This window comes from Sphingobacterium siyangense (genome assembly GCF_023277505.1).
In the GTDB taxonomy this organism is placed as follows: Bacteria; Bacteroidota; Bacteroidia; order Sphingobacteriales; family Sphingobacteriaceae; genus Sphingobacterium; species Sphingobacterium siyangense.
In genome coordinates this window covers 6,103,342-6,129,494 of sequence record NZ_CP080574.1, presented here as the reverse complement: position 1 = coordinate 6,129,494, position 26,153 = coordinate 6,103,342, and the positions used below count along the sequence as shown (strand labels likewise).

Genomic DNA, 26,153 nt, shown 5'->3' with positions numbered 1-26,153 from the left:
TGCTTGTCTTAAGAATTAGATTAGCGTATGAAATTAAGAAGCCTCCGGTGTTTGCCGGAGGCTTTTTTTGTATAAGGTTTTGTGATGCCCTTTGTTTTTTTTATGCTTGTTCACGCTACGGAATCCTTGTTTCACTGTTCGTGAGTAGGATTAGTTTTAGGGTGAATTCGCTATCATGGCTACTAAAACTAGCATATTAAAACCGGATAATCTCCTCAATCTGTTCGTTGATAAATTGCAGCGTATCTTCTTTGAATAACTGCCCTTCATCATTCAGTTCGTTCTGAACATTGGGTAGAAAGATCTTGAGGGGAAGCACGTGCATTCTTAAGTAGTGGCATATGCCGGTCAGATGATCGATGCCGCGGAGGTTGCCATAGCGTCCCGAAGATAGTCCGACCAATGCAACTTTCTTGTGATAAAAGCTGATCGGAAAAGTGCAGCAATCGATAAAAAGCTTGAGTGCTCCTGGTATACTTCCGTTGTATTCTGGTGCGATAAAAATAAACAGCTCCGCTTTACTGATCTTTTCTTGGATAGGTTCAAATGCTGTACTTCTTTTGCCATAAAGATCTGTTTCTAAAATGTTTGCTGGTAGATCTTCCAACGAAAAGATGTCACTTTCAATTGACTTACGGTCAAGTAATTGCTGGTAGCACTTTGCTATTTTTAACGTCTTACTATTGGGACGGTTTGTTCCGGATATTATTAAAATCATTGTGTTGTTGATACTTATAAAAAGCGCAGTTTCAAAGTGGATACATATCTTGATTTTTTGTATCTTAGCATCCTGAGGATATGTGCTTTCGATCAATCAAAAGTACGAAATATGCTGAATTTGTTTTGTTAATTTGAATTACGGATAAAAAATTTGGCAAATTGATCTTCAAAAAAGTGAAATGTAGTATAAAAAGACATTTTAATTAAGAAAGGTTTTCATTCAAGATGGGAAAAGTAATTGCAATCGCAAATCAAAAGGGTGGGGTCGGAAAAACCACAACGTCAATTAATTTGGCGGCTAGTTTGGCGGTTTTAGAATATAAAACATTGTTGGTCGATGCAGATCCCCAAGCAAACTCTACTTCTGGGATTGGCTTTGACCCTCGTACAATCAGCGCAAGTGTATACGAATGTTTGGTAAATGATTTGGATCCTCGTGAGGCGATTCAATCAACAGAAACACCAAATTTGGATCTTTTACCCGCTCATATTGATTTGGTTGGGGCAGAAATTGAGATGATCAATATGCACGAAAGGGAGTACAAGATGAAAAAGATCTTGGATCAGGTGAAACAGGATTATGATTTTATTATCATCGATTGTTCGCCTTCCTTAGGCTTAATTACAATCAATGCACTATCTGCTTCAGACTCAGTCATCATTCCGGTACAGTGCGAATACTTTGCGCTAGAAGGACTTGGTAAGTTGTTGAACACAATTAAAATCGTTCAAAACCGTTTAAATACAAGTTTGGAGATCGAAGGAATTTTGTTGACCATGTATGATGTTCGTTTAAGATTGTCAAATCAGGTGGTCGAGGAAGTAAAAACACATTTCACAGATTTAGTTTTTGATACGATTATTCAGCGAAATACCCGTTTGAGCGAAGCTCCAAGCTTTGGAATTTCTGTTATCATGCATGATGCGTCCTGCAAAGGGGCAATTAATTATTTGAATTTGGCACGCGAGATTTTACAGAAAAACGGGCATCTTAATGAAATGAATAAAACAGTAACCGCATAATATGGCAGCACATCAGCGTAAAACAGGACTGGGAAGAGGTTTAGGTGCGCTATTAAACGATAGTGTAGAAGTTCCTGCTAAAAGTAATCAGCAAGTGGAAGAGGCTCCTCTAGTTACATCAACTGCTGTAAAAACAACAAAAGAGAATGGCAGTATCAGCCATGTTCGTGTAGAAGAAATATCTGTCAACCCTTTTCAGCCGCGTACGGAATTTGATCCGGTTGCCTTACAGGAGTTATCGGAATCAATTATTTTACAAGGATTAATTCAGCCGATTACCGTACGTAAAATTTCGGACGGTAATTATCAGTTGATCTCCGGGGAGCGACGTCTCCGCGCTTCTCGCTTGGCCGGTATTACCGAAATCCCAGCGTATATCCGTACCGCCAACGACCAGCAGATGCTGGAAATGGCCCTGATTGAGAATATTCAGCGGGAGAACCTAAATGCGATTGAAGTAGCCTTGAGCTTTCAGCGCATGATTGAGGAATGTAATCTAAAACAGGAAGAATTGGGGGAGCGAGTCAGTAAAAACCGTTCTACTGTTACAAATTATCTCCGTTTATTAAAACTCCCACCTGTCATTCAAGCGGCAATACGTGATGGAGCATTGACCATGGGACATGCTCGTGCCTTGATTAATATTCCTGAGGTTGATAAACAGCTTTATATCTTTAAGTTGATTATTGATCAAGGTTTATCCGTTCGTAAGGCGGAGGAGTTGGTTCGTGAGTTACAAAAAGGCGGTAAGAAAAAAGCCGGGAAAGATAAAGCTCCGATGTCTTTTCAATTGCAGAAGATTGAAGATGATCTGGCTTCGAAATTTTCTTCTCGCGTCAAATTGAATCTGAAGAGCACAAAAGGAAAAGGAGCAATTGAGATCCCTTTTGAATCGGAAGATGATTTAAGTCGCATTCTTGAATTGTTAGATTGGTAATATGGCCAAGTTAATAAGCTTGATATTTGCGGTGTTTACACTGTCGGTGGTACATGGACAGACTGTGGATACAATTCCTAAGAAACAAATAACACCCGTCAAAATAGATAGCATAAAGCAAAAATCGGTACAGGATACCGTAAAGAAGGAATCTCGGAAGGAACGTAAAAAACGGGAGAAGGAGGAGGCTAAGGCGAAAGAGAAGGTTGTATTCAAGGATTCGACACGCTTGGCTATTGAAGCAAAAAATAAACAGGCTTGGAAACGTTCTTTGGTCCTTCCAGGCTGGGGACAATATACCAACGGTGGCGTTTGGTGGATAAAAGTGCCTGCAATCTATGGCGGCTTAATAACAACCGTACTTGTTTTTGATTTTAATAACCGTTATTATAAGGAATTACTGGGGGTGTTACAGGACAAAGCTCTTGGTAAGCCTATTGATCCTTATTACATCGGAATCTCAGACCAATCTATCATCCGAGCAAAAGATAATGCGCGGCGAAATCGAGACCTCATGGTGCTGCTTACGTTAGGTGTTTATGGCCTGAATGTCGCAGAGGCTTATATTGACTCGATGCTTAAATATCGCTGGAGCATTGGCGACGATAAACCCAAAAAGACTGCTTTCTTAATTGGACCTACTTTAATGGATGCGAGTCTCGCGTCGGGAACTTATTCATTGAAACCTACTGTAGGACTTAAATTGACCATGAAATTCAATTAACTTCCGTATTCCTAAGGTGGATATTTCGATTGGAAATGATTGTTGATCAGGGGTTATCTAATTTGTCTTTTAGTGAATATTGCATATACACTGCTCGTTCAGATTGATGTTTGTGGTTTTTAAACATGGGTATTTCATTGGAATTTTTTAATTTTAAAAATAAACTATACTTTTTTTTCTAAATATATGAACATCATTCTCTTGGGATATGGCAAAATGGGGCAGATTATCGAAAGATACGCACTGAAAAGAGGCCATCAAATTTTTTTAGTTGTCGATGAACATAATCGTCCTAACCTGACTGCTGATGATATCAAAGGGGCTGATGTCGCAATAGACTTTAGTGTACCTTTCGCGGCACTGGATAATATGAATCTTTGCCTTGAGGCAGGTGTACCTATTGTCGTCGGAACAACCGGTTGGTATGATCAACTGGAGGAAGTTAAGGCGAAGTGTTTGGAGGCTGATGGTTCCATTTTGTATGGATCTAACTTTTCCATCGGAGTGAATGTATTCTTCCATATCAATAGAATGTTGGCGAAGGCCCTACAGCCGTACAAACAATATGATGTCCAGGTAGAGGAGATACATCACATTCACAAACTGGATGCACCGAGTGGTACAGCAATTACGATTGCTGAGGGGATATTGGATAATAGCGATGTGAAAACCAACTGGGTGAATACTGTTATTGGTGATCAGGATGAAATTATTCCAAAACCACAGGAGCTTTTAATTGAAAGTCATCGTATCGAAGAGGTTCCGGGAACACATACGGTACTTTATAGTTCTGAGGTTGACCAAATAGAGTTTAAGCATACCGCACATAGCCGCGATGGATTTGCCTTAGGAGCTGTAGTTGCTGCTGAATGGTTGAATGGCAAAAAAGGTTTCTATCAGGTTACTGAAATTTTTGATTTTAATAAATAGTATTAATAAGTAGATTATGGGCTTAATTATATTTGCGGTTTTAACAGCAATATCGGGATATGGACTGTGGCAATTGTTTGTTAAAGCGGGCAGAAATGGCTGGGAAGCAATCGTACCTTTTTATAGCCAGTATATTCAGGCGAAATTGACAGGAAGACCTACATGGTGGGTAGTTTTATTGCTCGTACCGATTGTCAATGTCTTTGTTTTCTATAATCTTTACCTTGACTTTATCCATTGTTTTGGAAAACGCCGTTTTTGGGAGAATGCTGCTGCAGTTTTAGTGCCTTTTATTGTTTTGCCAATGTGGGCAAAGGACAATAACGTACGTTTTTTGAATGGCTTATATGCTAAGAATTTAAAGGCTGCAAGCCAAGAAGGTCTTGAATTGACTGAAGAGAAGCGTGCCGAAATTGCACTTGAATCTTATAAAGACTATAAAATTAAATATCCGTACAAGAAATCGATGGTACGCGAATGGGCAGATGCCATTGTATTTGCAACCGTAGCGGCATCGCTTATTCGTGGCTTCCTGATCGAAGCTTATATGATTCCAACAGGATCTATGGAGCGTACCTTGTTGATCGGGGATTTCTTATTTGTGAGCAAGTTAAATTATGGCCCCCGTGTTCCTAATACGCCGATTGCCTTTCCTTTTGCGCATCATACGATGCCCATCACTGGCGGAAAAGCGTATTCTGAATTGATTGAGCTTCCTTATAAACGTTTGCCAGGATTTCAAAAAATTGAACGTAATGATGTCGTTGTTTTCAATTTTCCTGCGGGTGACACTGTTGCGCTTGAAAACCAAAATTCAAGTTATTATGATCTTGTTCGAGTTTATGGTTGGCAGACTATCAATTCTCAGTTTACAATCCAGGCAAGACCTATCGATAAGAGGGAGAACTATATTAAACGCTGTGTTGGATTGCCTGGCGATAAAATTTTCATGAAAGATGCCAAACTCTTTGTGAACGATCAACCAGGATTTGATCCTCCAGAAAGCCAATTGGACTATCTCGTATTAACGGATGGTACCCCATTAAATATGGATAGGTTACGGGAGTTGAGAATAGAAGCGGTCGGTAGCGATCAGCAGCCTGGTGTTTATCAGTTGTTCATGACAAAAGATGAACTGGCCATTGTAAAATCTTGGTCGAATGTCAAAGAAATCAGAAGAAATCCTGTTGGAGAAGGAGCTTATCCGTATGATCCACAATACAAATGGAATTTTGATAATTTTGGACCGATTTTAATCCCGAAGAAAGGATGGACAGTGGCATTAAATGCACAGACTCTGCCCATTTATGAAAGAGCTATCCGTGTTTACGAGAATAACAAGTTAGAAAAACGTTCGGATGGGATCTATATCAATGATGTGAAAGCAGACCATTATACGTTTAAAATGGATTACTTTTGGATGATGGGTGATAATCGCCATAATTCTTTGGATTCAAGGGGCTGGGGATTTGTTCCCGAAGATCATGTTGTCGGAAAGGCTTTATTTACTTGGATGAGCTGGGATGACATTGGTACCGGACTTTCGAAAATTCGTTGGAACCGTATCTTTAAAGGAATTCATTAATAATTGCAAGTTCAGCAATAGTACCGCTATTTTTGGGGTAATAAAAAGGGCTTTCTTACACGAAAGCCCTTTTCTATTTATGCATTTTTGTGCAATTCGCTAGATTACAATAAGCTCATTTATAAAGTTAGCGCTCTTCGCAGAACATGCTATTATTTTAAACAAGCCAGATAACGTTTGATGGTTTCTTCGAGTCCTAGGTATAGCGCATCAGAGATGAGGGCATGGCCTATACTTACTTCTAGGAGTTCAGGGATATGTTGGTTGAAATATTGCAAATTGTTGAGATCTAAGTCATGGCCCGCATTTAGACCTAAACCGACTTCACGTGCTTTTAATGCAGCTTTGAAATACGGTTTTATAGCGAGTTCCTTGTCGAAGCCATATTCCGTGGCAAAACCTTCTGTGTAAAGTTCAATGCGATCTGTTCCTGTTTCTGCCGCAGCCTCTACCATTTCTTCAACCGGATCAACAAAAATAGAAACACGTATACCTGCATCTTTGAACAATTTGCACATATCTTGTAGGTAGGCTTTGTTCTTAATGGTATCCCAGCCATGATTCGAGGTCAATTGTCCTTCGGTATCTGGCACTAAGGTTACTTGTGCTGGTTTATTGGCCAATACAAGGTCAATAAATTTCTGTTCCTGGCAATTTCCTTCAATATTGAGTTCGGTCTGGATTTCTGCTTTTAAGTCAAAGACATCCTGATATCGAATATGTCTTTCATCAGGTCTCGGGTGGACAGTGATACCCTGTGCTCCAAAACGTTCACAGGCTAATGCCGCAGATACTAGATTAGGATTATTGCCACCTCTGGAATTTCTGAGCGTTGCGATTTTATTGATATTTACTGAAAGTCTAGTCATTTTCCTGTATGTTATGTTGTAAAAATACAAATAATATCTATTTTTTTTTAACTTGCATATATGGATGGAATCGACTATAGCCTGTTTAGCGGCTTTCGCCTATTGGACGTTATTGATATCATATTGGTAGCGATTATTATCTACTATATCTATAGTTTGATTAGAGGGACCATTGCTGTTAATATCCTGATTGGTGTAGCACTGTTTTATGGTGTTTATATAGTCGTTAAGCAGATGCACATGCGTTTACTGACCGAGATATTCGGCGGTTTTATATCTGTAGGGTCCATCGCATTGATTGTCGTGTTCCAACAGGAAATCAGGCGATTCTTACTGCACGTTGGAAAGAACATATCCATGAAACGGAAAAAAGTTTTTTGGTCATTTATCGGGAATAAGAAAGCTATACAAAAGGATTTGACGGAAGACTTAAAACCGGTTATTGAAGCTTGTAGAAGCATGTCGCGTACACGGACAGGTGCTTTATTGGTTTTTTCAAAATATTTTGATGAGGAGTATTATCAGAGCAGTGGTGAGTATATCGATGCCCATATATCGAAGCGCCTGATTGAAAGTATCTTTCATAAAAATAGTCCTTTGCATGATGGAGCAGTCGTTATTGTTGATTTTAAGATTATGACAGCATCTTGTGTGCTACCATTGTCGGATAGTGAGGATTTGCCGCTGCAATTCGGACTACGCCATCGCGCTGCTATTGGGGTGACGGAAATCTCGGATGCGATTGCTGTTATTGTCTCTGAAGAGACCGGAGAGATCTCTTTTGCGAAAGACGGAAATGTCAATATGAACGTTTCACCAGAAGAACTTGAGCAATTGCTAAAAGACGAGCTATAAAACTAAAGGCCGAGTTATAAAAAAGGCTTTAAATGCAATGCCCCCAAAAAGTGAGATACTTTCTGGGGGCATTTTTAGCTATAAATACCTATTTCTTTGCAGCGTTGATAACTTGGGTGTTCAATTTGATGTATTCACTATTTTTATCTGCTGTGGCAACTTCAAGACCTTTCGTTGCAGTTTCTATTGCACCTTTTTTATCTCCAGCTTTTAATTGAGCTTTTGCTTTCCAATAAAGGACGTGAGCAGCTTTGGGTTGAGCTTTGGCGGCTTCGTCATACCAGTTTAGCGCTTTATTTAGATCTAAGTTATTACTGAAGTAATATTGGGCTGCGGCAAAATAAGGTTTTTTCTCGCCCTTCATAGCTTCGTCGATGGAGGCTAATATTTTAGCCTGTTGATTGACTTTGAGATCAACCTTTACTGACGTTTTTTCCCAAGCCAAACTCAATACAGCACCTGTAGGCGTAACATTGTCGAAAGAAATGCTGAAAGTTTCTACTGGATTTGCCAGGGTATGAGGTTTCACATTGAAGCGTAAAGCATCTTCACTTTGTTTATAGGTATAGGCGCCCCATTGTTTTGTGTTTTTACTGATGATGATGGTCCACTCTGATTTGTTCGGGATCGTGAAAAGAGCATAGGTTCCGGCGGAGAGCTTATGTCCATTCAGCTCAACATCCCCTTCAAAGGTTAATGTGGTATTTGTATTTGCACCTGTACGCCATACTTCGTTGTAAGGAACAAGATCACCAAAAATCTTACGACCGTTCATGCTAGGTCTGCTGTAATTAAGGGTTACGTTTTCAATACCTAATCCTTGTGTAACTGTCTGTGAGCTACTTGCTGCAGGTAGTTTTAACTGAGCAAAAGATTCGTTGGCCGTAAAAATCATTGTTGCGGCAATGGCAATTGCAAAAAGATTCTTTTTCATCTGTATTATTGTTTGTTTGTTGTTGTATGCTTAATCTTGTGGCTCAATATGCTCTTGATATGCATTTGATCATGCTTTCCATTTCTCCTGTTGAAAAAACAGAAAATCTGATTATAGTATGGCTGTAATATTTAATGGCTCTTACAGCATCTATCTCCTAAAAATAGGAAGAATTTTAAGAAAAAAAGGCATCTATCTTTAGATGCCTTTTTTTCTTAAAATATAAGATTGATTTACATTAATTCGTTTTGCCAACTTTATGGCCTACTATAGAGAAAAACATAATGTATAGATAGCCCGGAATCATTGCATATAAGAATGCGTGTTGAAAATCAATATGTAAATGATCTTTTAATAATCCGTAGATCAAAGGCCATATAGCACCACCTGCAATACCCATAATCATGATAGCTGACCCTGTTTTCGTGAACTTTCCGAGGCCTTTAATTCCTAGCGGGAAGATAGCTGGCCACATGAGGGAGTTAGCGATTCCTAACAAGGCAACGAATATAAATGAAGTTGTACCAGTCGTAAAAACAGAAATAATGGTGAATGTGATGCCAATGATTGTGCAAATGCGCAGGGCCATTTGTTGTGATACAAATCTCGGAATAGAAATAATACCAATAATATAACCGATCAACATACAAGCGAGTGTAAATGCTGTTGCATAGGTTGTAAAGAAGGGATCAACTTTCAGTTCGCGTGCATAGACGCCAATGATATCGCCTGCCATAACTTCGACGGCCACACAGAAGAAAATTGCCAAAGCCCCCAAGAACAAATGTGGATATTGAAATATCGATGTTTTCTTTGCTGCCACAGTTCCGCTTTCTGCGCTGGTTTCTTCTTCGGCATCCACATCGACCTCAGGCAGGTGTGTGAACTTTAAGAATATTGCGAAGGCAACGAATATAATTGCAAGAGAGATGTATGGAGTGTGCACGCGTTGAAGAAGATCATCTAATATCGCATTCTTTTGGACAAGATCCGTTGTTGCTTCTAATTTTGCTGTTACTTTTTGAGCATCTTTTAAAAAGAGTGTTCCAAAAAGGATAGGTACAATGATACCAGCCGATTTATTGAAAAATCCAGCTATTGAAATACGTTGTGCAGCGCTATCAATGGGACCAATAATACTTAAGTAAGGGTTAACGGCTGTTTGTAATAATGCCATTCCTGAACCTTGGATGAAGATTCCTGTTAAAAATAGGCCGTAGCTTCTATTATCTGCCGCAGGAATAAAGATCAAAGATCCTAAACCTAATATAATAAGACTGACAACTAAACCATTTTGGAAACCAATTTTTTTAATGATGACTGAGCTGGGAAGTGCTAGGAAAAAATAAGCAATATAGGAAGCAAAGGTTACGAAGAAAGCTTGCAAATCTGTTTCGAGGTTACAAGCAATTTTTAAGAATGGAATTAGAGTTCCGTTTGCCCAGGTAATAAAACCGAGGATAAAAAATAAACCACAGCAGATGGCCATAGGGCGAAAAGCTGTTTTACCAACGTTAGGATTAGTGGTCATGTTTTGTTTTATTATATTTAGTTAAGTTATCGTTCGAGGATTGGTAAATCAGTAGGAATAAGGAATGAACAAACGATTGCGCTTCATAATTACTGATTTTTAAAGTATCCATCCTACAAGACTACTTAAATTTCTTGAATATCGGAAATAAATAAAGGCATATTTTTGGGGGATTTTGATAATTAATTGACAAAAAAAAGAAGGATAAATTGTGAAATTTATCCTTCTTTGCGTATAAATATTGTCGAATTGTAATTGGAGCGAGGTGATAAATCGAGTTAGCAAGAGTCGTATAGTTATCGTTATTTTGGAACGATAGCTACTGTAAGTCTTGAGATACAATTTAATTTGTTGAAGCGATCGTACATTTTTATTTCCCAAATATGTGTGGATCGACCAATGTGTATTGGGCTACATTTTGCTGTTATTACGCCGCTACTTACCGGACGTATATGATTGGCGTTTACTTCAAGTCCAACTCCGCGGTATTTTTCTGGATCAACCACGAGGTTAGATGCGATACTTCCCAAAGACTCCGCCAGAACGACAGAAGCGCCGCCATGTAAAATACCATGTGGTTGCTTGACTTTATCTGTTACCGGCATGGTCGCCGTGATGGAGTTGTCATCAATTTCTGTCGCTTGAATCTCGAGCAGACCCGATAGGTATTTGTTGAAAAATACGTTTATTTCCTCAATGCTGTAATGCTGAAACCAAATTTTTGACATCGTCTGAGTTTAAATAACGTTCTTGAATAATGATGCGATGATGATTGAGGTGACCAGCAATGACATACAAGAGTGCTTTTACACTTGTTAGCCGTTCAGATGCCATCCCTTTACGTTCCAATTCAACCTCATTAAAACTGTTGAAAAGCATCATGTTCGCTTTACGAAGAAAAGTAAATTCTTTACTCAGGCTTTCTAAAGTGCGATCGTTGTAACGGGAATACTGAATGAAGTAGTCTTGGTCGTATCCAGCGAGCTCTTTAAGGTCATTACGTGAAAAACGCAATGCCCGATAAGCCATGATACGCTCGTTATCGATGACGTGGCCAACAACTTCTTTGATTGTCCACTTATCTTCAGCGTATTTAAAATTACCTCTTTCCTCTGGTATCGTGTCCAGAAATGCTGGAAAGGAGAGCGTTTGTTCTTCTAGTGCATCGAACACGTTATCGACGACAGTCTCAATATAAGGCGCGTAGACCGCTGGATATTCGTCAGATTTGAGTGGCTTCATATTTTAAGTTGCTTTTTAAGATTATTCGAAATGTTGTTCCTTTACCTACTTCAGATTCTTTTACAAAAATTTGCCCCTGGTGGTACCGCACCATTCTTTTTGTCAGACTAAGGCCAAGCCCCCAACCTCTTTTCCGTGTTGTGAACCCCGGCTGGAAAACAGATTCAAAATTAGATCTCGGAATTCCTTTGCCCGTATCACTAATGTCTATAAAAATTTCTTCTTTCGCAATATTTTCTGAAATATTAACAGTTATCTTTCCTTCTGTACCAATGGCATTTACTCCGTTTTTCAATAAATTTTCGATAATCCAATCAAAGAGTGGAATATTAAGCTGTGCTTCAAGATGTGTGTCCCCTTTTAATTCGAAAGCAATTTTATTACTGGTTCGTATGCGAAAATAATCCATGTAATTTTTGATGACATCATACAGGTTATGGTTAGTCAGCACGGGAGTAGATCCTATTTTCGAAAAGCGATCAGCAACGATTTCAAGTCGCTTAATGTCATTTTCCATTTCATTTAGGGTGTCATCTTCTTCGGCATCAAATTTTATGCGAATCAATTCTAACCAACCCATCAACGACGAAATAGGGGTACCCAATTGATGTGCGGCTTCTTTTGTTAGTCCTACCCAAACGAGATTTTGTTCGGATTTCCGGATAGAATTGAAAACGGTATAAGCAATAATGAGAAAGAGGGCAATCAGCGATAGTTGTACATAAGGAAACACCCTTAACTGTTGCAAAAACCATGAATCTTTATAATACACATGCCATTTTTGCCCATTTTCCAATTCCAACGTAATAGGCGGATGGCTTTTCTTCATAAACGCAAGCTGTTTTTGAAAATAAACGGGATCATAATCGAGATGCTTTGTAACACTGTCGTTGTGTCCGGGTTTAATATTTGTCTTTGTTGAATCGAGGTTACGCCAAAAAATAATGTCTTCTTTGTCGTCAGTAATAATTGCGGGTAAATTTAGACTGTCTCTTACGGCGTAAATAAATGTAATGAATTCATCATCAACGTCGGGCATGGTCATGATATTTTTGGTACTCATGGCCCATACCTCAGCCTTCGAACGTTCGGCATGTGCAAGATTTCGAACGAGGTAATTGGTGTAAACCAGGGAGGCGACAGCAATGACTGCTGCAAAGATAAGCAAGATAAATTTCCAGCGTTGCTGGCTAATCTGATAGGGTTTCATGATTCCGTATTCGTGTCCTTCATTTGCAAATTACTGAATAAATGTCTGTTTTCTGCACTTTTATTTCATTGATGAGGTTATCGTGCCGCCCAAATCAAAAATTTTGTGGTAATTTTGCGGCATGAGTTCAGAAAGAAAAGTAAGAGTGCGTTTTGCACCAAGCCCGACAGGTGGTCTTCACCTTGGTGGGGTACGTACAGCTTTGTTTAATTTTCTCTATGCGCGTCAGCATCAGGGAGATTTTATTTTACGTGTCGAGGATACGGACCAAACTCGTTTTGTCCCAGGTGCTGAGGAATATATCAACGAATGCTTAGCATGGTGTGGTTTGACTCCAGATGAAAGCCCATTAAAAGGAGGCGAGTACGGACCTTACCGTCAAAGTGAGCGAAAACCATCTTACCGGAAATATGCTGAACAGCTGATTGAGAATGGTTATGCTTACTATGCTTTTGACACAGCAGAGGAGCTGGATGAGCAGCGTAAGTTGCAGCCTAATTTTCGATATAGTCACGAGAACAGACTTCAATTACGTAATTCATTGAGTTTGTCTGCCGCTGAAACTCAACAATTATTGGATGCGGGCACACCGCACACCATCCGTATAAAGATTCCAACTGATGAAACGGTATCGTTCACTGATATGATCCGTGGAAAGGTTGCTTTTGATACAAATCTTGTCGATGATAAGGTATTGCTTAAGGCAGATGGCATGCCGACTTATCACCTCGCTGTTGTTGTAGATGATAAGGCCATGGAAATATCACATGTATTCCGTGGTGAAGAGTGGTTGCCTTCGGCACCTATCCACATCTTATTGTGGGAATACCTTGGTTGGGGGGATAGTATGCCAGGCTGGGCGCACCTTCCATTGATCCTTAAACCGGATGGAAACGGTAAACTAAGCAAGCGTGACGGTGATCGTTTGGGATTCCCTGTTTATGCTATGAACTGGACCGATGCTAAATCTGGCGATACAACAAAAGGATTCCGTGAGATGGGCTTCTTACCCGAGGCTTTTGTCAATATGCTCGGCGTGTTAGGTTGGAATGATGGCACCGAACAGGAGCTTTTCTCCTTAGATGAATTGATTCAGAAATTTGGTGTTGACCGTATCAGTAAAGCCGGTGCGAAATTTGATTTTGAAAAAGCAAAATGGTTCAACCATGAATGGATTAAACGCTCGTCGACAGAATCCTTGTTGCCAAAGATCAAAACAGTATTGGAACATCATCAAGTAGATGCCGATGAAGCTTACGTGAGCAGGGTATTGGATGCTGTGAAAGAGCGTTTAACTTTTGTTGAGGACTTTTGGAGTCAGGCGTCTTTCTTCTTTTTGCAACCTGCGGAATATGATTTGAATGCTGTGAAGCCTAAGTGGACTGCTGAAAAAACAGCATTTTTTGAGGGTATAAGCCAGTCATTCGAAGGATTTGATACGTGGAAAGCTGCTGAATTGGAGCCTTTCTTCAAAGATGCGATTCAGGCATCGGGAATGAAAATGGGTGAGCTGATGATGCCATTCCGGATTATGTTGGTAGGCGGTAAATTTGGACCAGATGTCTTTCAGATTGTTGAATTGCTCGGTAAAAACGAGGTCATAGCACGTGTGAAAAAAGCTCTTAAAGAATTTGATGCTTAAATAGATTAAGTACGAGATACCAAAGAGGGGTTGTCTGCATTGATTTGCAAACAGCCCCTTTTTTTGAAAGAACCAGTTTAATTGATGCGTATTGTTTTTATGAAGGCATCAATGAGCTCGTGATACTTGGTTTATTAGGCCGAAAGAATCTTCGGTTCGCTTTCATTGCTGTTGCTGCTTGCGAAAGCATGAAAGTTGTATATAGGAGATTTAGCTGCCTCATTTACAAGTATGGGATTCTTAGGCGCATGAAAAGTGTTTTGGCTGGGCCGAATAAAAATATTAGCCCTGTTACCAGCATTCCCAGGATTCCCAGATAAGTAAATATCTCCATGTTACTGATTAGAGATGCTTGCTGACTTAGGGTTCCCGAAATACTTTTGCTTGCAATACGCCCTGCTATGTGATCGCCATATATTCCGGTATATTTGTCCATTAATGTATTCCAATAGTTTATTGTCAGTGGGTTGCTTGTATTCAGTGTCTGTTCGAGTTGAATATAATGCTTTTGATTTAGTGTATAGCTAGCATTTTGAATAAGTGCAAATCCGACATTCGTACCCCAAAACCGAACGGTTGTGCCCATGAGGCCTGCATTGCCAGCATGATGGGATTCTACACCTGTCAAAATATAAATAACCAGTGGTGTAAAAAGCCATCCTTGTCCGATTCCTTGAATAAACAAAGGAAGACCGATTGCCCAGATTGTGGTATCAGGGTAAAATGTAGGTACAAATAAAAAACATGAAGTCGCCAATATCAAAAAGCCAAAACCAAAGATATATTTAGGAGATACATCGCGGAGGAGTAAGAATCCTGAACTGCCAACACCCAATATTGTACCAAGAACATTGATGTACTGTACATCAACAATATAATGCCAGGGCCACTTCCATACGGTAGCCATCACTGTGTATACATTATTGAGACAGCTGCGAATAATATAAAAGAGAAAAAACAGTATAACACCAAAGATCACATTTTTGTATCTGAGGATCTCAAAATGAAAAAGCGGTCTTTTGACCATCCGCTGTTTAATGATGAAAAGTGCTCCGAAAATAAGGAAAAGTGCGAAGTTGATGGTGATCGTGGAGCATGCAAACCAATAGTATTTGCGACCATAAATTAAAACGTAGGCCCCGCAGCTCAATGATATCAATAAAAATAGACAGCTGGCCAGATCCAGTTGATAGAGTGGGAACTTTTTACCCAAGCGATTATTGTTGAGTAACAGCAAGGCTATTGCAATCACTATCAAATGCCAATAGAGTACGACATGGATCATATCTTGCCATCCATAGTCCATTATGCTTTCTTTGAGTAAGGATGTCGTCAAAGTTGATCCTGTAAGCATAAAGGTATATAGGAAAAAATAGGCGATCGTTCGGCTTTTGGTATGCTTAATCTGCATCATAAGCAGTGGAAGAAAGCATGCACCTTCCAGTACACAGAAAATACCTTCGATCACGCGGAGAATGCCAATAAGGAAGGGGTCTCTTGTAAGTGAAATACCGAGTAGAATCAGGATGGAGAGGCTACAAGTCAAGAGTATGTATGTCCTTACTCTAAAAAACGAAAACAGCCGTTGAAATATGAGTAAGGTAACGACAATGGCGCCATACATCAAGGATAGAAAATACTGAATATCCTCAGCTTCAATATCCAGTGCCGAAGCGGTAAATGCCGTATTGGAATGGAAGAGCGACATTAGCATGAGATGTGGGAACATCGCTACGATCATTAGCGGGAGTTTTATCCATTCGGGTACCCAGCTGTAGTATAAAGATTTGTTTGTACTCATGGGCGATTAGGATTGATGGGCGGCATGGACAACGACATTCATACCTGCGCGTAATTTCTTGAGGTCCTGTTTTGGATCAAATACAATTTTAATGGGAATCCGTTGCTCAATCTTTACGAAATTTCCGGTTGCATTGTCTTGTGGTATCAGGGCAAATTTGGAACCTGATGCTGGAGAAAATGAGTGGATTCTTCCTTTAAAACTGAGTTTGGGAAAAGCGTCGACCTGTATAGTAACGATAGTGCCTTCTGCAAGATTTTCGAGTTGAGTTTCCCTAAAGTTAGCGTTGATCCATTTCTCTTCACTAATGACATTGGTAAGTGTCTGACCTTCCTTTACATACTGACCTGCTTGGATGGTTCGTTTTCCAACAAAGCCATCATAAGGTGCTGTAACTACGGTATACGAAAGAAAAAGCTGTGCATTTGTTTTTGCGGCCTTTTTAATATTGATATTGGCTCTTGCCGGTAGTTCGCTTGCTTTTTCTTTGTTGGTGTTTAGTTGGGCTGAATTATATTCTTCGGTTATGGTGTGCAGTTGTGCCAATGCTATATCATATGCTGCTTTGGCATTATCGTACTGTTGTTGGGTCGCAGCCTCTGCTTCAAATAAATTCTTGAATCGCTTGTAATCCTGTTCGGTCTGCCATACACTTACTTTTGCCGCTTCTAATCTTGCCTTTTGAACAGAAATGCTATTGGCTATTGCATTGGCTGTTTTGCTGATTACCTCAGCATTGCTCTGGCTACTTTGGAGTTCGGCATTCGCCATATCGACCTTGGTTTGATACTCACTGGCGTCTATAATTAATAAGGTATCGCCCCGATGTACATATTGGTTTTCCTCAAATCGCACCTCCTTGATAAAACCAGAGACCCTACTGGCAATAGGTGTCAAGTATTGATCAATTTGTGCGTCATTTGTTGTTACATATTGATTGGTAAAAATAAGGTGTCTGACTAAGACGCCAATACCGGTCAATAATAATAGGCTGGCAAATATGACGAGCATTTTATTAAATCCTTTTGTTTTGTCTTTTTTATCTTCTTTATTCATTGTTATTTTGATTGCGTAATTTTAATAGTCTGCTTTATGTGTTTATAGTGTGTCAACACAGGCGAACTGTGTACTTTTAGCATCATCTAAATTTACAGTTGAGCCTTTTTATTTGATCCGATGTTGTAGGAGACTTTTAAAAATTTAATTAAAGTCTGTTGTGCCAGTATTCAGTTCCGCTTATGATGTACTCGGAGTAGCAATTTTTCTGTGTTACTTAATCAGAATTAACCGGAATACGAGCAAACTTCCTCTGAGAGCATGAGCATATGGCTGTACAAAGATACTGTGGAATAGAAACGTTTTGTTTTGTATAGTCGGACGGATATATGTTCATTTGCGCCATGTTGTAGGAAAAGTGTAATTTTAAGTTATGGAAGAGGAAAAACTTGTAGCTATTGATGCTGACCAATATGATTTTTATGTAGACCATATGTATGTCGATCGTATCGATTCTCGTGAGTACAAACATAAAAAGGCGCGGCTGCTCTATGCTGACGGTGGTATTATTCATGTGTTTACAACAACAAAGCACTGGTATTTGCCAGCAAGGTTTTATATGTGGATTCCGGCAAATACAACTTATCATCTGGAAAGTACAAGCTCTCGTATTCCGCTATATAGTTTTTATTTCAAGGAGAAGCAGCATATGCCGTCCGTACTTTCAACGCCAAATATATTTCTAAGCAATGATCTGGTGCGTGAAATGTTTTTATTTGCTCAGGATTGGAGCGGAGGGATCAGCAAAACGGCTGATTATTCAAAGTACTGTCTCTTGCGTGCGATGATGGCGATTATTCCGGATACGAGTTCACCAATAGATGCTTTTCCGATGCAGCATCCTTATCCTAAAAGTGAAAAACTCAGGAGCGTAGCGAGATATCTGAATAGCAATATTGATCAAGCATTTACCATTGAACAGGTTGCTGTGCGCTTTGGTATGAGCAGCCGCTCGTTGTCACGGTTGTTTAAAGAAGATATGGGGATTAGTTATATCCGTTTTTTAAGAGCCATACGAATTGCGAAAGCCCTGGAACTGATGTCTGAGAATAGCTATTCCATTCTAGAAATAGCCATGCGTGTAGGGTACAATGAGCTGTCTTCTTTTAGCAATATTTTTACGCGTGTAACGGGTATCCGTCCATCGATATATATGGCGAAGATTAATGAATATAAACAGTAATGTTTTTATTTAGGCCAAAAGTTCCTGCAGATCTTCCTGTGATAGTGACTTGATGAAGCTTTCTTCTGTCGTGATCAGGCTTTGTGCAATCGACTTCTTTTTATTCTGTAAAGCTAATATCTTTTCTTCGACGGTATCTTTACTGATAAATTTATAGATAAACACGTTGCGCGTTTGACCGATGCGGTGTGAACGGTCTACAGCCTGTTGTTCCACAGCTGGGTTCCACCACGGATCCAGAATAAAAACATAGTCAGCTTCAATCAGATTGAGTCCCACCCCCCCTGCTTTTATCGATATAAGAAATAACTTGGTATCGTTGTTTTTACGGAATTGGCTGACGGCTTCATCCCGATTCTTTGTGCCGCCATCCAGGTAGGCATAATTTGTTCCTTTATGATCGAAATACTGACGGAAAATATTCAGCTGTTTTACGAACTGGGAGAAAATCAGCACTTTGTTGCCTCTTCGCATAACCATCTCAAGCGTTTCAATGACAGCTTCAAACTTGCCGGAATCACCCGAGAATTTCTCATCCACCATTCTGGGATGATTGGCTAATTGTCGGAGCTTTGTCAAGCCTTGCAACAACGCAATTTGCGTAGATTTAGGCTTGCTGTCCAATTGTCCGTCAAGAATTGCATTGCGATATTCAGATTTGACTTTTTCGTACAACTCGGATTGTTTTTCAGTCATTTCACAATAAAGGATCTGTTCAGTTTTTGGCGGTAATTCTGTTGCCACCTGATCTTTTGTACGTCTTAATATAAATGGTTTGACAATCGCTTGAAGACGCTGTGCTTTTTCTTCATCTTTTTTCTTTTCTATGGGCTGTACAAATTCCTTTTGAAAATAAGTATAGCTGCCTAGTAGTCCTGGATTGGTGAAGTGCATCTGTGCCCAAAGATCCGAAACGGAATTTTCTACAGGAGTTCCACTCAAAGCCAATTTGTTTTTGCTTTTTAGGCTTTTGATGGCTTTAAACGATTTGGAAGTTGGGTTTTTGATATTCTGGCTCTCATCGAGGATAATGTAATTAAAATAAAAGCCATTCAAGGTTTCTTCGTCAATACGGGCAATTCCGTATGTGGTAATTACCAAATCATATTTGGCGAAAAGAGCAGCATCTTTGATGCGGTTGTTTCCGGTATGAAGGTGGATATTAAGCTGTGGGGCAAATTGCTGTGCTTCTTTCTGCCAGTTGTATACCAATGATGTTGGCAAAACCAAAAGTGAGGTACGGATATCCTGTTCGTCTTGGAGTTGTTCTTTTTGCTGTTGCAATAGGGCTAAAGTCTGTATGGTTTTACCCAAACCCATATCATCTGCAAGACAGCCGCCAAATTTATACTGCTTCAAAAAATTAAACCAATTGTACCCTGCTTTCTGGTATGGGCGAAGATTTCCCTTGAAATGTTTTGGCTCGGGAATATCAGCAATCTCTTCAAAATTGGCTAGATTCTGTAGTTTTCGTGTAAATACCAGCTGTGTATGCTCACTAATTTCAAAGAGTAGACCAATATGTACCTTATTTAGTTTGAGCTCATGCCGATCTGCAGAAAACTGGAAGAGATGATTGTATTTTGCAAACCATTCTTCCGGAATCATGGCAATTTCTCCATTAGGTAAGGTAAATTCCTTAATGTTATTAAGGATATGGTTGCGCAGCTGGATAAATGGAATCTCATAGGGGCCAAATTTTGCGATAGCACTTATATCAAACCAATCATTGTCTTCATCAATGGAGATATCTAAGGAGGTGTGCCCTATGAAGAAGCGTTTTTCTTCACTATTTTGTATAATGTGGAATCCTAGAGTCTCAAGTTGTTCTTGATGGTTGTTCATCCAGTCAAATACTGAAAGCCGTTTCCCAGTATGGGTAGTTGGCGTTAATAAACCGAGTTGGAGGTCGACATCCTGTAGGCCCAATTTTTTTAAGCTTTCATGTTGTTGTTCTTCCCATTGCAAAGATCGTTTTACACGGTGGAATATATACTGATCATCTTTCTCATTATATTCCATACGAACAGTAACTTTATTCTCGGCTCCTGCGGTAAAGGTGTGCGGTCCGTACTTGAATTGCAGTTGTAATTGCGACGCCCCATCTTCAATATAAATCAAATGGAGGAGTGGAATTGCTTGGTGTTGGTGGGTTTGAATTTCAAATCCTTCGGCATAGACATGATAGCGTTCAATCAGTCCACATACAAAGGTTTCGAAATATTTTTTTTCGGTACTTCTACCGACAGAAATGTAACGTTTATTTAGGAAAGGGCTGAGTTTCTTGCCCTCAAGTGCCTGATCGAAATAATATAGGGTATTGTTTAGAAGTAACCATGCTTGTACATTGGTCAAGACAATGGCATTTTTGAACATAAACTCCAGACGCTGATTTTCGTATTTGATTGTCGGGAAATAACGTGTTTCTTCTTCGTTTCGTCGAAAATGAAATAGAATCGATGCCGCGGAGGTTGCCAATTTAATTTCTTGATCTGCTGGATAACCATCTTTGCTCATCATGAAAAGCGGTTTGTCTCCAACAGCTTCAAAAAATTGGATCATTTTTTCATCAATTTTAGGACGAAGAAGCTCATGTAGCTTTTTATCGAAAACTTTGGAAAAGAAATCGACAGGTCTAATTGCTTTTTTGTAGTATTTTTTAATGAGGTGAGTTTGTTCGATTTCATCGAGCAATCGAATTAGTTTGTAATCTAATTCATCCAATTCAGCGGCGTAAGCATCTACAGTATTGCTAAATATACGTTGATAGCGTAGTGAGTAAGTCCCATTGGGATTGAGTTTGACCATGTGTGGCTCAATAAGATAGCCAAGATAGGGGTGCTCACATATAGAATAAACGATTTTATATACTGGAAATGACTTTGACTGTTGCATTAAAAATAGCGGACCTTATAAATAAAGGTTTCTAATATACAATAAAATATACCATTAATCGCAATTTGCGCGTTGAAATTTTTAAAATCGATTTTAAGGGATAGCTAGTGAAGATCTCGTACTAACCTTCATTATGAGGTTGTGTACAGGTGTCGTTAAATATCAAAGGGCGTAGGCCCTATTTCACGGCTTGATTTGCTTGGATTGAAAATTTGGGTTGCAATTAGCCTTGATCGCTATAGGAATAAAAACCTAATAGTTCCCTTCAAAGACAAACTGTGCCGGGCCCTTTAAGAACACCTCTGAGAAATGGGAGCCTTTCTTATGGAAGGAGATATACAGCTGTCCTCCTAATACTCGGATAGGAATATTGATATCACCTTCTAAATTTTGCTGCAAGGCGACAGCCATGGCCGCTGCAGTTGCTCCAGTGCCGCAGGCATAGGTTTCATCTTCAACACCGCGCTCAAATGTGCGGAGGAAATAACCATCTCCTTCAGCTTCAATGAAATTTACATTGATGCCTTCTTTTCCATAAGTAGCGTTATTGCGAATTGCGTAGCCATCTTGGAAGACATTCTTATCCTGCAGATTTTTTACAAACTCAACATAATGTGGAGAACCTGTTTGTAACAGATAGGCTTCTCCATCACGGGTAAAATCCGTTACATCGATCATCTGGAGATTGACAAGGTCTGCTGATAAAGAGGCATGGTGTATGCCATCTACTGCCAAAAAGACAGTTCTGTCAGTAATAATGCCTAAGTCGCGTGCAAAAGCGACGATACAACGGCCCCCATTACCACACATGCTGCCTTCTCTGCCGTCGGCATTATAATAAATCATCTCAAAATCGTAATTTTCTGTGGTTTGTAAGAGCATTAGACCATCGGCACCAATGCCAAACCGGCGGTTACAGAGCTTTTCTACCAATGCTTCATCTGCGCGGTCAAATGCTTTGTTGCGATTGTCTACTAAAATGAAGTCATTGCCTGCCCCCTGATATTTTGAAAATCTTACTTTTGATGCCATTACGTTGATTTGTAGTAACAAAAGTACGTTTTTTTGTTACAAAAAAACGGAGAAAAGTTAAGATTTGTTAAAATGATTACATTTGTCTAGTAATTAACATTTTTTAACGTGTCGGATTTTCCGAAGGCTTCGAAATGGTATTACATTTGAACATATCCGAATAAAATCGGTAATTTTAAGAGCAAAAATTATCAGCTTATATTAAGACATTTTAAAATAAAAATAAGTTTATGAATAAGGTCGGTTTAACGCTATTAACGGCTGTTTTCGGTGGAGCGGTAGCATTAGGTGGTTACAAGCTTATTGAGAATAAGAAGTTTGATGGTAAGTCTTTCGAAGACAAACAAAAAGTTTATTTTGCGAACAACCCAGTAGGAGCCATGTCTTCGACAGGTAATCCTGATTTTACCCAGGCTGCTGCTGCCGTTTCTCCGGGCGTAGTACATATCAAAACAACGTACACGCGTAAGGGATCTCAGGAATCACAGGGTTCTCCATTCGATATGTTTGAGGAGTTTTTTGGCATGCCACAGGGTGGCGGACGTCGTCAGATGCAGTCCCAGCCTATACAAGCATCCGGATCAGGTGTAATTATTTCAGATGATGGTTATATTGTAACCAACAATCACGTGGTGGAAGATGCAGATAAAATTGAAGTGGTACTAACAGACAAGCGTACGTTTGAAGCTAAATTAATTGGCCGGGATCCGAATACAGATATTGCTCTGTTAAAGGTTGCTGGAAAAGGCCTTCCTGTTGTTAAATTAGGTAATTCAGATAATGTTAATGTTGGTGAATGGGTATTGGCTTTTGGTTATCCACTTGGATTGCAATCTACTGTAACAGCAGGTATCGTTAGTGCTACTGGCCGTGATATTGGTATCTTAAGAGAAGGTCAGCAACAACGCGGTAATCCTTTTGGAGGAAATACGAATCAGCCTCTAGCAAGTTCGGCTATTGAATCCTTTATCCAAACTGATGCAGTTATTAATAAGGGGAATAGCGGTGGAGCATTGACAAATGCTGCTGGTGAATTGATTGGTATTAACTCTGCTATTGCTTCTCCAACAGGTGTGTATGCGGGGTATGGTTTTGCAATTCCTGTGAACTTAGTGAAAAAAATTGCTGATGACTTTGTGGAATTTGGGAATGTAAAACGAGGTTATATTGGTATTAATTACCAACCAGTCACGTCTGAGTTAGCTAAAGAAAGAGGTATTACGGACGTGAACGGGTTATTTGTCGAAGATGTTGTAGCTGGTGGTGCAGCAGAAGCTGCCGGTATCAAAAAAGGAGATATCTTGACTAAAATTAATGGCAAAGTAATTACAGGATCGCCAGTTTTAGGAGAGACAATAGGTCGTCTGCGTCCTGGTGATAAAGTGAATATCACCTACAAACGTGATGGTAAGGAAAAACAAGTGTCGTTGACGTTAAAAGGCGAAGAATCCTTAAAGACTGCAAGCGCTAGCGGAAAAGCTTCTAAAAGTGCAACGGAGATTTACAATAAATTAGGAGCAAGCTTTATTCCTGCTTCTGCTCAGAAGAAAAAGGAACTGGGTGTAAACTCTGGAGTTGTTGTAACCCAAGTGAACCGTGGTGGTATCTTTGATTATTTCGGTGTAGAGCGTGGACTGGTCATTACGGAGGTGAATGGAAAAGCTGTAAATACAGTAGATGATGTTGAAGCTGCTCTCGGCGCAACACAACGCAATATTGTACGATTGAAAGGTGTATCTCCGCAAGGTGGCGCTGTTCAATTGAGCTTCCCGGTAGAATATTAAACATTGAATTAAGAATTGGTTGATTAATATAGTTTAGGTGGTTCTAACCGTAAGGTTAGGCCACCTTTTTTATGCTTTGTGTTATTGATCGTATTTTTTATGACGATATCATTCAGCTCGCTACGCTTGGTTTAATGAAAGGTGTTTAGTCTCATTGGCTTCATTGAACTTGGTTATTGGAAAGCAACGTTCTCCAGTCTGTTTTCATTGCTGTTGGTGGATACGGAATCAGAATGACTTTATGGGAAAGCTAGGACACTTGGTAAGAAGTAAGTCAATTTTAAGCCGGTTGTTTCCTTAATCATTTTAGTTTAGCTATTTTGCGGAATGAAGTGCCGATACAGCTCCAGCACTTTTTATGCTGGGCCTTTCTGGCCTTGTGATTTATTACATATTTTGCTATTGACAAGCATGAAAACCTGATTATGTCGGCTAATCGCGTTCTTTGCACCGTTTAGTTGGATCATAGCGTGGTATGGCTACTCTTTGATAGCTTTTAAAAATTATAGAGATGAAGATTTTAATGGTTTGTTTGGGAAATATCTGTCGTTCTCCCCTTGCACATGGTATATTGAAACAAAAAGCAGCAGATAATCAATTAAACTGGGTCGTTGAATCGGCGGGTACAGGTGACTGGCATATTGGTGAAGCCCCCGATCGTAGAGCTATAGCAATTGCAAAGAAATATGGTGTCGATATTTCCGGTCAGCGGGCTCGGCATTTCAAACCGCAATTTTTTTCCGAATACGATCTTATATTTGTAATGGATAGACAAAACTATGCAGATGTATGCGCTCAGGTGATTGATAAGGAAGATCTGCACAAAGTTAAATTGTTTTTGGGAGATGATGTTGTTCCTGATCCGTATTTTGATGATAATTTGTTCGATCCCGTGTTTCAGATGATTGATCAACGTTGTGCAGAGGTTATTGCCAAAGGAGGGAATCCAACAGCATAACTATATTTATCTGTGCGTTAATTTGCTTGCAAATCATCGTAAATTTATCTTAGTTTGTTTAAAACAAAAAAATGAAGGCAGCAGAAGTAAACAAGAAGTGGAACATCCTACAGGATGAAATTGCTTCGCTATTCGATATGGAAAAGCCTGACATCAAGGTCTGTTTATTCCTTATTGGTGTTCAGGAATTGGGCAAAGGTGCCCAAAAATTCTCAAAACGAGAAAAAGAAGAATTGATGCACATTGCGACGTGTCGTCTTTTCAGTGCTATGGGATTTTATAATCTGAAAGGTCTGGATGAAGAAGGGTGGCCACATTGGGAATTGGTAAAACCTATTCCTAACTATACTCTTTTGGAACAGGAACTAATTATGAAGTCCTTGATCATAAATTATTTTGAGGAATTAAACGTTATCTAGAAGATAACACAATTGAAAAGACAGGACGTTCTAAATGGGAACATATAATTATTAACAGATGAGATTTTTAAAGGCTAGTTTAATAGCAGTATTCTGCTTTTTACAGGTTTTGGCATTTGCGGCTAAACCCGAGTTTAAATACGTACAGATCGTTACTGACAAGGGGACCTGTGTGCTGCGGTTGTATAATGAGACACCAAAACATCGGGATAACTTCGTGAAATTAGCAAAAAGTAAATACTACGACGGAACCTTGTTCCATCGCGTCATCCAGAATTTTATGATCCAGGGAGGCGATCCTGACTCAAGAAATGCTGTTGGAGGAGCACAGCTGGGTAATGGAGGACCAGGGTATACCATTCCTGCAGAGATTCAGGACGGTTTATTCCATAAAAAAGGGACCATTGGAGCGGCTAGGGATAACAACCCTGCAAAAGCTTCTTCGGGCTCTCAGTTTTATCTTGTTCAGGGAAAGGTATTCACACCTGAAGATCTTAATCGTTTGGAGCAAACACGGATGAATGGTAAGAAATTTTCGGAAGCACAGCGTCAGGCTTATACAACTATTGGTGGCGCACCTCATTTGGATTGGAATTATACTGTATTTGGTGAGTTGGTCAAGGGAGTAGATGTTATCGATCAGATTGCAGCTGTGAAAACAGATAAGCACGATAGACCAGAAGTCGACCAAAAGATGAACATGCATGTGCTAACGCGGCGAGAAGCGTTAAACTTAGAGCGGGAACTGAAAGGTCTAAAACCTCAGACTGGTATCTTTTCTAAAATCGGTGATCTGTTCTCTTCTAAGGATTATTAATGTTTT

At 39.6% G+C, this 26,153-nt stretch carries 23 protein-coding genes; 12 read left to right on the top strand and 11 right to left on the bottom strand.

Annotated elements, in window-relative coordinates; genetic code table 11:
- Nucleotides 1-196: 196 nt before the first annotated feature.
- Nucleotides 197-718 carry an NADPH-dependent FMN reductase gene (locus tag K2F45_RS25695; protein ID WP_075994481.1) on the bottom strand — a complete coding sequence of 174 codons (522 nt, stop codon included), beginning with the start codon at nucleotides 716-718 and terminating at the stop codon, nucleotides 197-199.
- A 227-nt stretch (nucleotides 719-945) separates the two neighbouring features.
- On the opposite strand from K2F45_RS25695, the gene K2F45_RS25690 reads away from it, so the two are divergent.
- From K2F45_RS25690 to lepB, 5 genes are all read left to right on the top strand, one after another.
- A complete protein-coding gene (locus K2F45_RS25690; RefSeq protein ID WP_070561294.1) occupies nucleotides 946-1,743 on the top strand; it encodes a ParA family protein in 798 nt (265 codons plus the stop codon).
- Between the two features lies 1 nt (nucleotide 1,744).
- Complete coding sequence (locus K2F45_RS25685) at nucleotides 1,745-2,680, top strand: ParB/RepB/Spo0J family partition protein (protein WP_075994480.1); 936 nt, start codon at nucleotides 1,745-1,747, stop codon at nucleotides 2,678-2,680.
- A 1-nt stretch (nucleotide 2,681) separates the two neighbouring features.
- Nucleotides 2,682-3,404, top strand: coding sequence for a DUF5683 domain-containing protein (locus tag K2F45_RS25680; RefSeq protein WP_075994479.1), 723 nt, complete (start codon nucleotides 2,682-2,684; stop codon nucleotides 3,402-3,404).
- 186 nt (nucleotides 3,405-3,590) lie between these two features.
- Complete coding sequence (gene dapB / locus K2F45_RS25675; protein ID WP_075994478.1) at nucleotides 3,591-4,334, top strand: 4-hydroxy-tetrahydrodipicolinate reductase; 744 nt, start codon at nucleotides 3,591-3,593, stop codon at nucleotides 4,332-4,334.
- A 16-nt stretch (nucleotides 4,335-4,350) separates the two neighbouring features.
- Nucleotides 4,351-5,919 carry a signal peptidase I gene (gene lepB, locus K2F45_RS25670; RefSeq protein ID WP_248932675.1) on the top strand — a complete coding sequence of 523 codons (1,569 nt, stop codon included), beginning with the start codon at nucleotides 4,351-4,353 and terminating at the stop codon, nucleotides 5,917-5,919.
- Between the two features lie 152 nt (nucleotides 5,920-6,071).
- Here the strand turns inward: lepB and K2F45_RS25665 are convergent, their stop codons facing one another.
- Nucleotides 6,072-6,788 (bottom strand): pyridoxine 5'-phosphate synthase, encoded by a 717-nt coding sequence (locus tag K2F45_RS25665; RefSeq protein WP_046672649.1) that lies wholly within the window; start codon nucleotides 6,786-6,788, stop codon nucleotides 6,072-6,074.
- 60 nt (nucleotides 6,789-6,848) lie between these two features.
- Between K2F45_RS25665 and cdaA the strand changes: the two genes are divergently transcribed.
- Entirely contained in the window at nucleotides 6,849-7,643 is a 795-nt protein-coding gene (gene cdaA, locus K2F45_RS25660; RefSeq protein WP_046672648.1) for a diadenylate cyclase CdaA, read from the top strand.
- 88 nt (nucleotides 7,644-7,731) lie between these two features.
- Here cdaA and K2F45_RS25655 read toward each other — a convergent pair whose 3' ends face one another.
- The 5 genes from K2F45_RS25655 to K2F45_RS25635 form a co-directional block, all read right to left on the bottom strand.
- On the bottom strand, nucleotides 7,732-8,577 hold the full coding sequence (locus K2F45_RS25655; RefSeq protein ID WP_248932674.1) for a DUF2911 domain-containing protein: 846 nt from the start codon (nucleotides 8,575-8,577) through the stop codon (nucleotides 7,732-7,734).
- 238 nt (nucleotides 8,578-8,815) lie between these two features.
- On the bottom strand, nucleotides 8,816-10,108 hold the full coding sequence (gluP, locus tag K2F45_RS25650) for a glucose/galactose MFS transporter (RefSeq protein ID WP_075994474.1): 1,293 nt from the start codon (nucleotides 10,106-10,108) through the stop codon (nucleotides 8,816-8,818).
- Between the two features lie 302 nt (nucleotides 10,109-10,410).
- Nucleotides 10,411-10,836: a hotdog fold thioesterase gene (locus tag K2F45_RS25645; protein ID WP_046673622.1), complete on the bottom strand. Its 426-nt coding sequence runs from the start codon at nucleotides 10,834-10,836 to the stop codon at nucleotides 10,411-10,413.
- A complete protein-coding gene (locus K2F45_RS25640; RefSeq protein WP_088163202.1) occupies nucleotides 10,802-11,350 on the bottom strand; it encodes a DinB family protein in 549 nt (182 codons plus the stop codon). The genes K2F45_RS25645 and K2F45_RS25640 overlap by 35 nt, the downstream gene beginning before the upstream one ends.
- A complete protein-coding gene (locus K2F45_RS25635) occupies nucleotides 11,331-12,560 on the bottom strand; it encodes a sensor histidine kinase (RefSeq protein ID WP_075994471.1) in 1,230 nt (409 codons plus the stop codon). The genes K2F45_RS25640 and K2F45_RS25635 overlap by 20 nt, the downstream gene beginning before the upstream one ends.
- Nucleotides 12,561-12,681: 121 nt before the next feature.
- On the opposite strand from K2F45_RS25635, the gene gltX reads away from it, so the two are divergent.
- Nucleotides 12,682-14,202, top strand: coding sequence for a glutamate--tRNA ligase (gene gltX, locus K2F45_RS25630; RefSeq protein WP_248932673.1), 1,521 nt, complete (start codon nucleotides 12,682-12,684; stop codon nucleotides 14,200-14,202).
- A 223-nt stretch (nucleotides 14,203-14,425) separates the two neighbouring features.
- Here gltX and K2F45_RS25625 read toward each other — a convergent pair whose 3' ends face one another.
- Complete coding sequence (locus K2F45_RS25625) at nucleotides 14,426-16,003, bottom strand: MFS transporter (RefSeq protein WP_248932672.1); 1,578 nt, start codon at nucleotides 16,001-16,003, stop codon at nucleotides 14,426-14,428.
- A gap of 6 nt (nucleotides 16,004-16,009) precedes the next feature.
- Nucleotides 16,010-17,059 (bottom strand): HlyD family secretion protein, encoded by a 1,050-nt coding sequence (locus K2F45_RS25620; RefSeq protein ID WP_248932671.1) that lies wholly within the window; start codon nucleotides 17,057-17,059, stop codon nucleotides 16,010-16,012.
- A gap of 373 nt (nucleotides 17,060-17,432) precedes the next feature.
- Between K2F45_RS25620 and K2F45_RS25615 the strand changes: the two genes are divergently transcribed.
- On the top strand, nucleotides 17,433-18,242 hold the full coding sequence (locus tag K2F45_RS25615; RefSeq protein ID WP_075994467.1) for an AraC family transcriptional regulator: 810 nt from the start codon (nucleotides 17,433-17,435) through the stop codon (nucleotides 18,240-18,242).
- Nucleotides 18,243-18,251: 9 nt separating this feature from the next.
- Here the strand turns inward: K2F45_RS25615 and K2F45_RS25610 are convergent, their stop codons facing one another.
- Together K2F45_RS25610 and dapF are read right to left on the bottom strand one after the other, a co-directional pair.
- Nucleotides 18,252-21,137, bottom strand: coding sequence for a DEAD/DEAH box helicase (locus K2F45_RS25610; RefSeq protein ID WP_248932670.1), 2,886 nt, complete (start codon nucleotides 21,135-21,137; stop codon nucleotides 18,252-18,254).
- 252 nt (nucleotides 21,138-21,389) lie between these two features.
- Nucleotides 21,390-22,169, bottom strand: a complete 780-nt coding sequence (dapF, locus tag K2F45_RS25605) for a diaminopimelate epimerase (RefSeq protein ID WP_248932669.1) — start codon at nucleotides 22,167-22,169, stop codon at nucleotides 21,390-21,392.
- Between the two features lie 230 nt (nucleotides 22,170-22,399).
- Here dapF and K2F45_RS25600 point away from each other — a divergent pair, with 230 nt between their 5' ends.
- The 4 genes from K2F45_RS25600 (at nucleotide 22,400) to K2F45_RS25585 (ending at nucleotide 26,147) form a co-directional block, all read left to right on the top strand.
- On the top strand, nucleotides 22,400-23,953 hold the full coding sequence (locus tag K2F45_RS25600) for a Do family serine endopeptidase (RefSeq protein WP_075994464.1): 1,554 nt from the start codon (nucleotides 22,400-22,402) through the stop codon (nucleotides 23,951-23,953).
- 511 nt (nucleotides 23,954-24,464) lie between these two features.
- Nucleotides 24,465-24,911 carry a low molecular weight protein-tyrosine-phosphatase gene (locus tag K2F45_RS25595; RefSeq protein ID WP_075994463.1) on the top strand — a complete coding sequence of 149 codons (447 nt, stop codon included), beginning with the start codon at nucleotides 24,465-24,467 and terminating at the stop codon, nucleotides 24,909-24,911.
- Nucleotides 24,912-24,982: 71 nt separating this feature from the next.
- Nucleotides 24,983-25,330, top strand: coding sequence for a hypothetical protein (locus K2F45_RS25590; protein ID WP_075994462.1), 348 nt, complete (start codon nucleotides 24,983-24,985; stop codon nucleotides 25,328-25,330).
- Nucleotides 25,331-25,388: 58 nt separating this feature from the next.
- The gene (locus tag K2F45_RS25585) at nucleotides 25,389-26,147 is read left to right on the top strand and encodes a peptidylprolyl isomerase (RefSeq protein ID WP_088163194.1); all 759 of its coding nucleotides are present in this window, start codon (nucleotides 25,389-25,391) and stop codon (nucleotides 26,145-26,147) included.
- Nucleotides 26,148-26,153 lie beyond the last annotated feature (6 nt).

Excerpts from the sequence above, each read along its gene's own strand:
- K2F45_RS25695 (WP_075994481.1), bottom strand. The coding sequence starts at position 718 with ATGATTTTAATAATATCCGGAACAAACCGTCCCAATAGTAAGACGTTA.
- K2F45_RS25690 (WP_070561294.1), top strand. The coding sequence starts at position 946 with ATGGGAAAAGTAATTGCAATCGCAAATCAAAAGGGTGGGGTCGGAAAA.
- K2F45_RS25685 (WP_075994480.1), top strand. The coding sequence starts at position 1,745 with ATGGCAGCACATCAGCGTAAAACAGGACTGGGAAGAGGTTTAGGTGCG.
- K2F45_RS25680 (WP_075994479.1), top strand. The coding sequence starts at position 2,682 with ATGGCCAAGTTAATAAGCTTGATATTTGCGGTGTTTACACTGTCGGTG.
- dapB (WP_075994478.1), top strand. The coding sequence starts at position 3,591 with ATGAACATCATTCTCTTGGGATATGGCAAAATGGGGCAGATTATCGAA.
- lepB (WP_248932675.1), top strand. The coding sequence starts at position 4,351 with ATGGGCTTAATTATATTTGCGGTTTTAACAGCAATATCGGGATATGGA.
- K2F45_RS25665 (WP_046672649.1), bottom strand. The coding sequence starts at position 6,788 with ATGACTAGACTTTCAGTAAATATCAATAAAATCGCAACGCTCAGAAAT.
- cdaA (WP_046672648.1), top strand. The coding sequence starts at position 6,849 with ATGGATGGAATCGACTATAGCCTGTTTAGCGGCTTTCGCCTATTGGAC.
- K2F45_RS25655 (WP_248932674.1), bottom strand. The coding sequence starts at position 8,577 with ATGAAAAAGAATCTTTTTGCAATTGCCATTGCCGCAACAATGATTTTT.
- gluP (WP_075994474.1), bottom strand. The coding sequence starts at position 10,108 with ATGACCACTAATCCTAACGTTGGTAAAACAGCTTTTCGCCCTATGGCC.
- K2F45_RS25645 (WP_046673622.1), bottom strand. The coding sequence starts at position 10,836 with ATGTCAAAAATTTGGTTTCAGCATTACAGCATTGAGGAAATAAACGTA.
- K2F45_RS25640 (WP_088163202.1), bottom strand. The coding sequence starts at position 11,350 with ATGAAGCCACTCAAATCTGACGAATATCCAGCGGTCTACGCGCCTTAT.
- K2F45_RS25635 (WP_075994471.1), bottom strand. The coding sequence starts at position 12,560 with ATGAAACCCTATCAGATTAGCCAGCAACGCTGGAAATTTATCTTGCTT.
- gltX (WP_248932673.1), top strand. The coding sequence starts at position 12,682 with ATGAGTTCAGAAAGAAAAGTAAGAGTGCGTTTTGCACCAAGCCCGACA.
- K2F45_RS25625 (WP_248932672.1), bottom strand. The coding sequence starts at position 16,003 with ATGAGTACAAACAAATCTTTATACTACAGCTGGGTACCCGAATGGATA.
- K2F45_RS25620 (WP_248932671.1), bottom strand. The coding sequence starts at position 17,059 with ATGAATAAAGAAGATAAAAAAGACAAAACAAAAGGATTTAATAAAATG.
- K2F45_RS25615 (WP_075994467.1), top strand. The coding sequence starts at position 17,433 with ATGGAAGAGGAAAAACTTGTAGCTATTGATGCTGACCAATATGATTTT.
- K2F45_RS25610 (WP_248932670.1), bottom strand. The coding sequence starts at position 21,137 with ATGCAACAGTCAAAGTCATTTCCAGTATATAAAATCGTTTATTCTATA.
- dapF (WP_248932669.1), bottom strand. The coding sequence starts at position 22,169 with ATGGCATCAAAAGTAAGATTTTCAAAATATCAGGGGGCAGGCAATGAC.
- K2F45_RS25600 (WP_075994464.1), top strand. The coding sequence starts at position 22,400 with ATGAATAAGGTCGGTTTAACGCTATTAACGGCTGTTTTCGGTGGAGCG.
- K2F45_RS25595 (WP_075994463.1), top strand. The coding sequence starts at position 24,465 with ATGAAGATTTTAATGGTTTGTTTGGGAAATATCTGTCGTTCTCCCCTT.
- K2F45_RS25590 (WP_075994462.1), top strand. The coding sequence starts at position 24,983 with ATGAAGGCAGCAGAAGTAAACAAGAAGTGGAACATCCTACAGGATGAA.
- K2F45_RS25585 (WP_088163194.1), top strand. The coding sequence starts at position 25,389 with ATGAGATTTTTAAAGGCTAGTTTAATAGCAGTATTCTGCTTTTTACAG.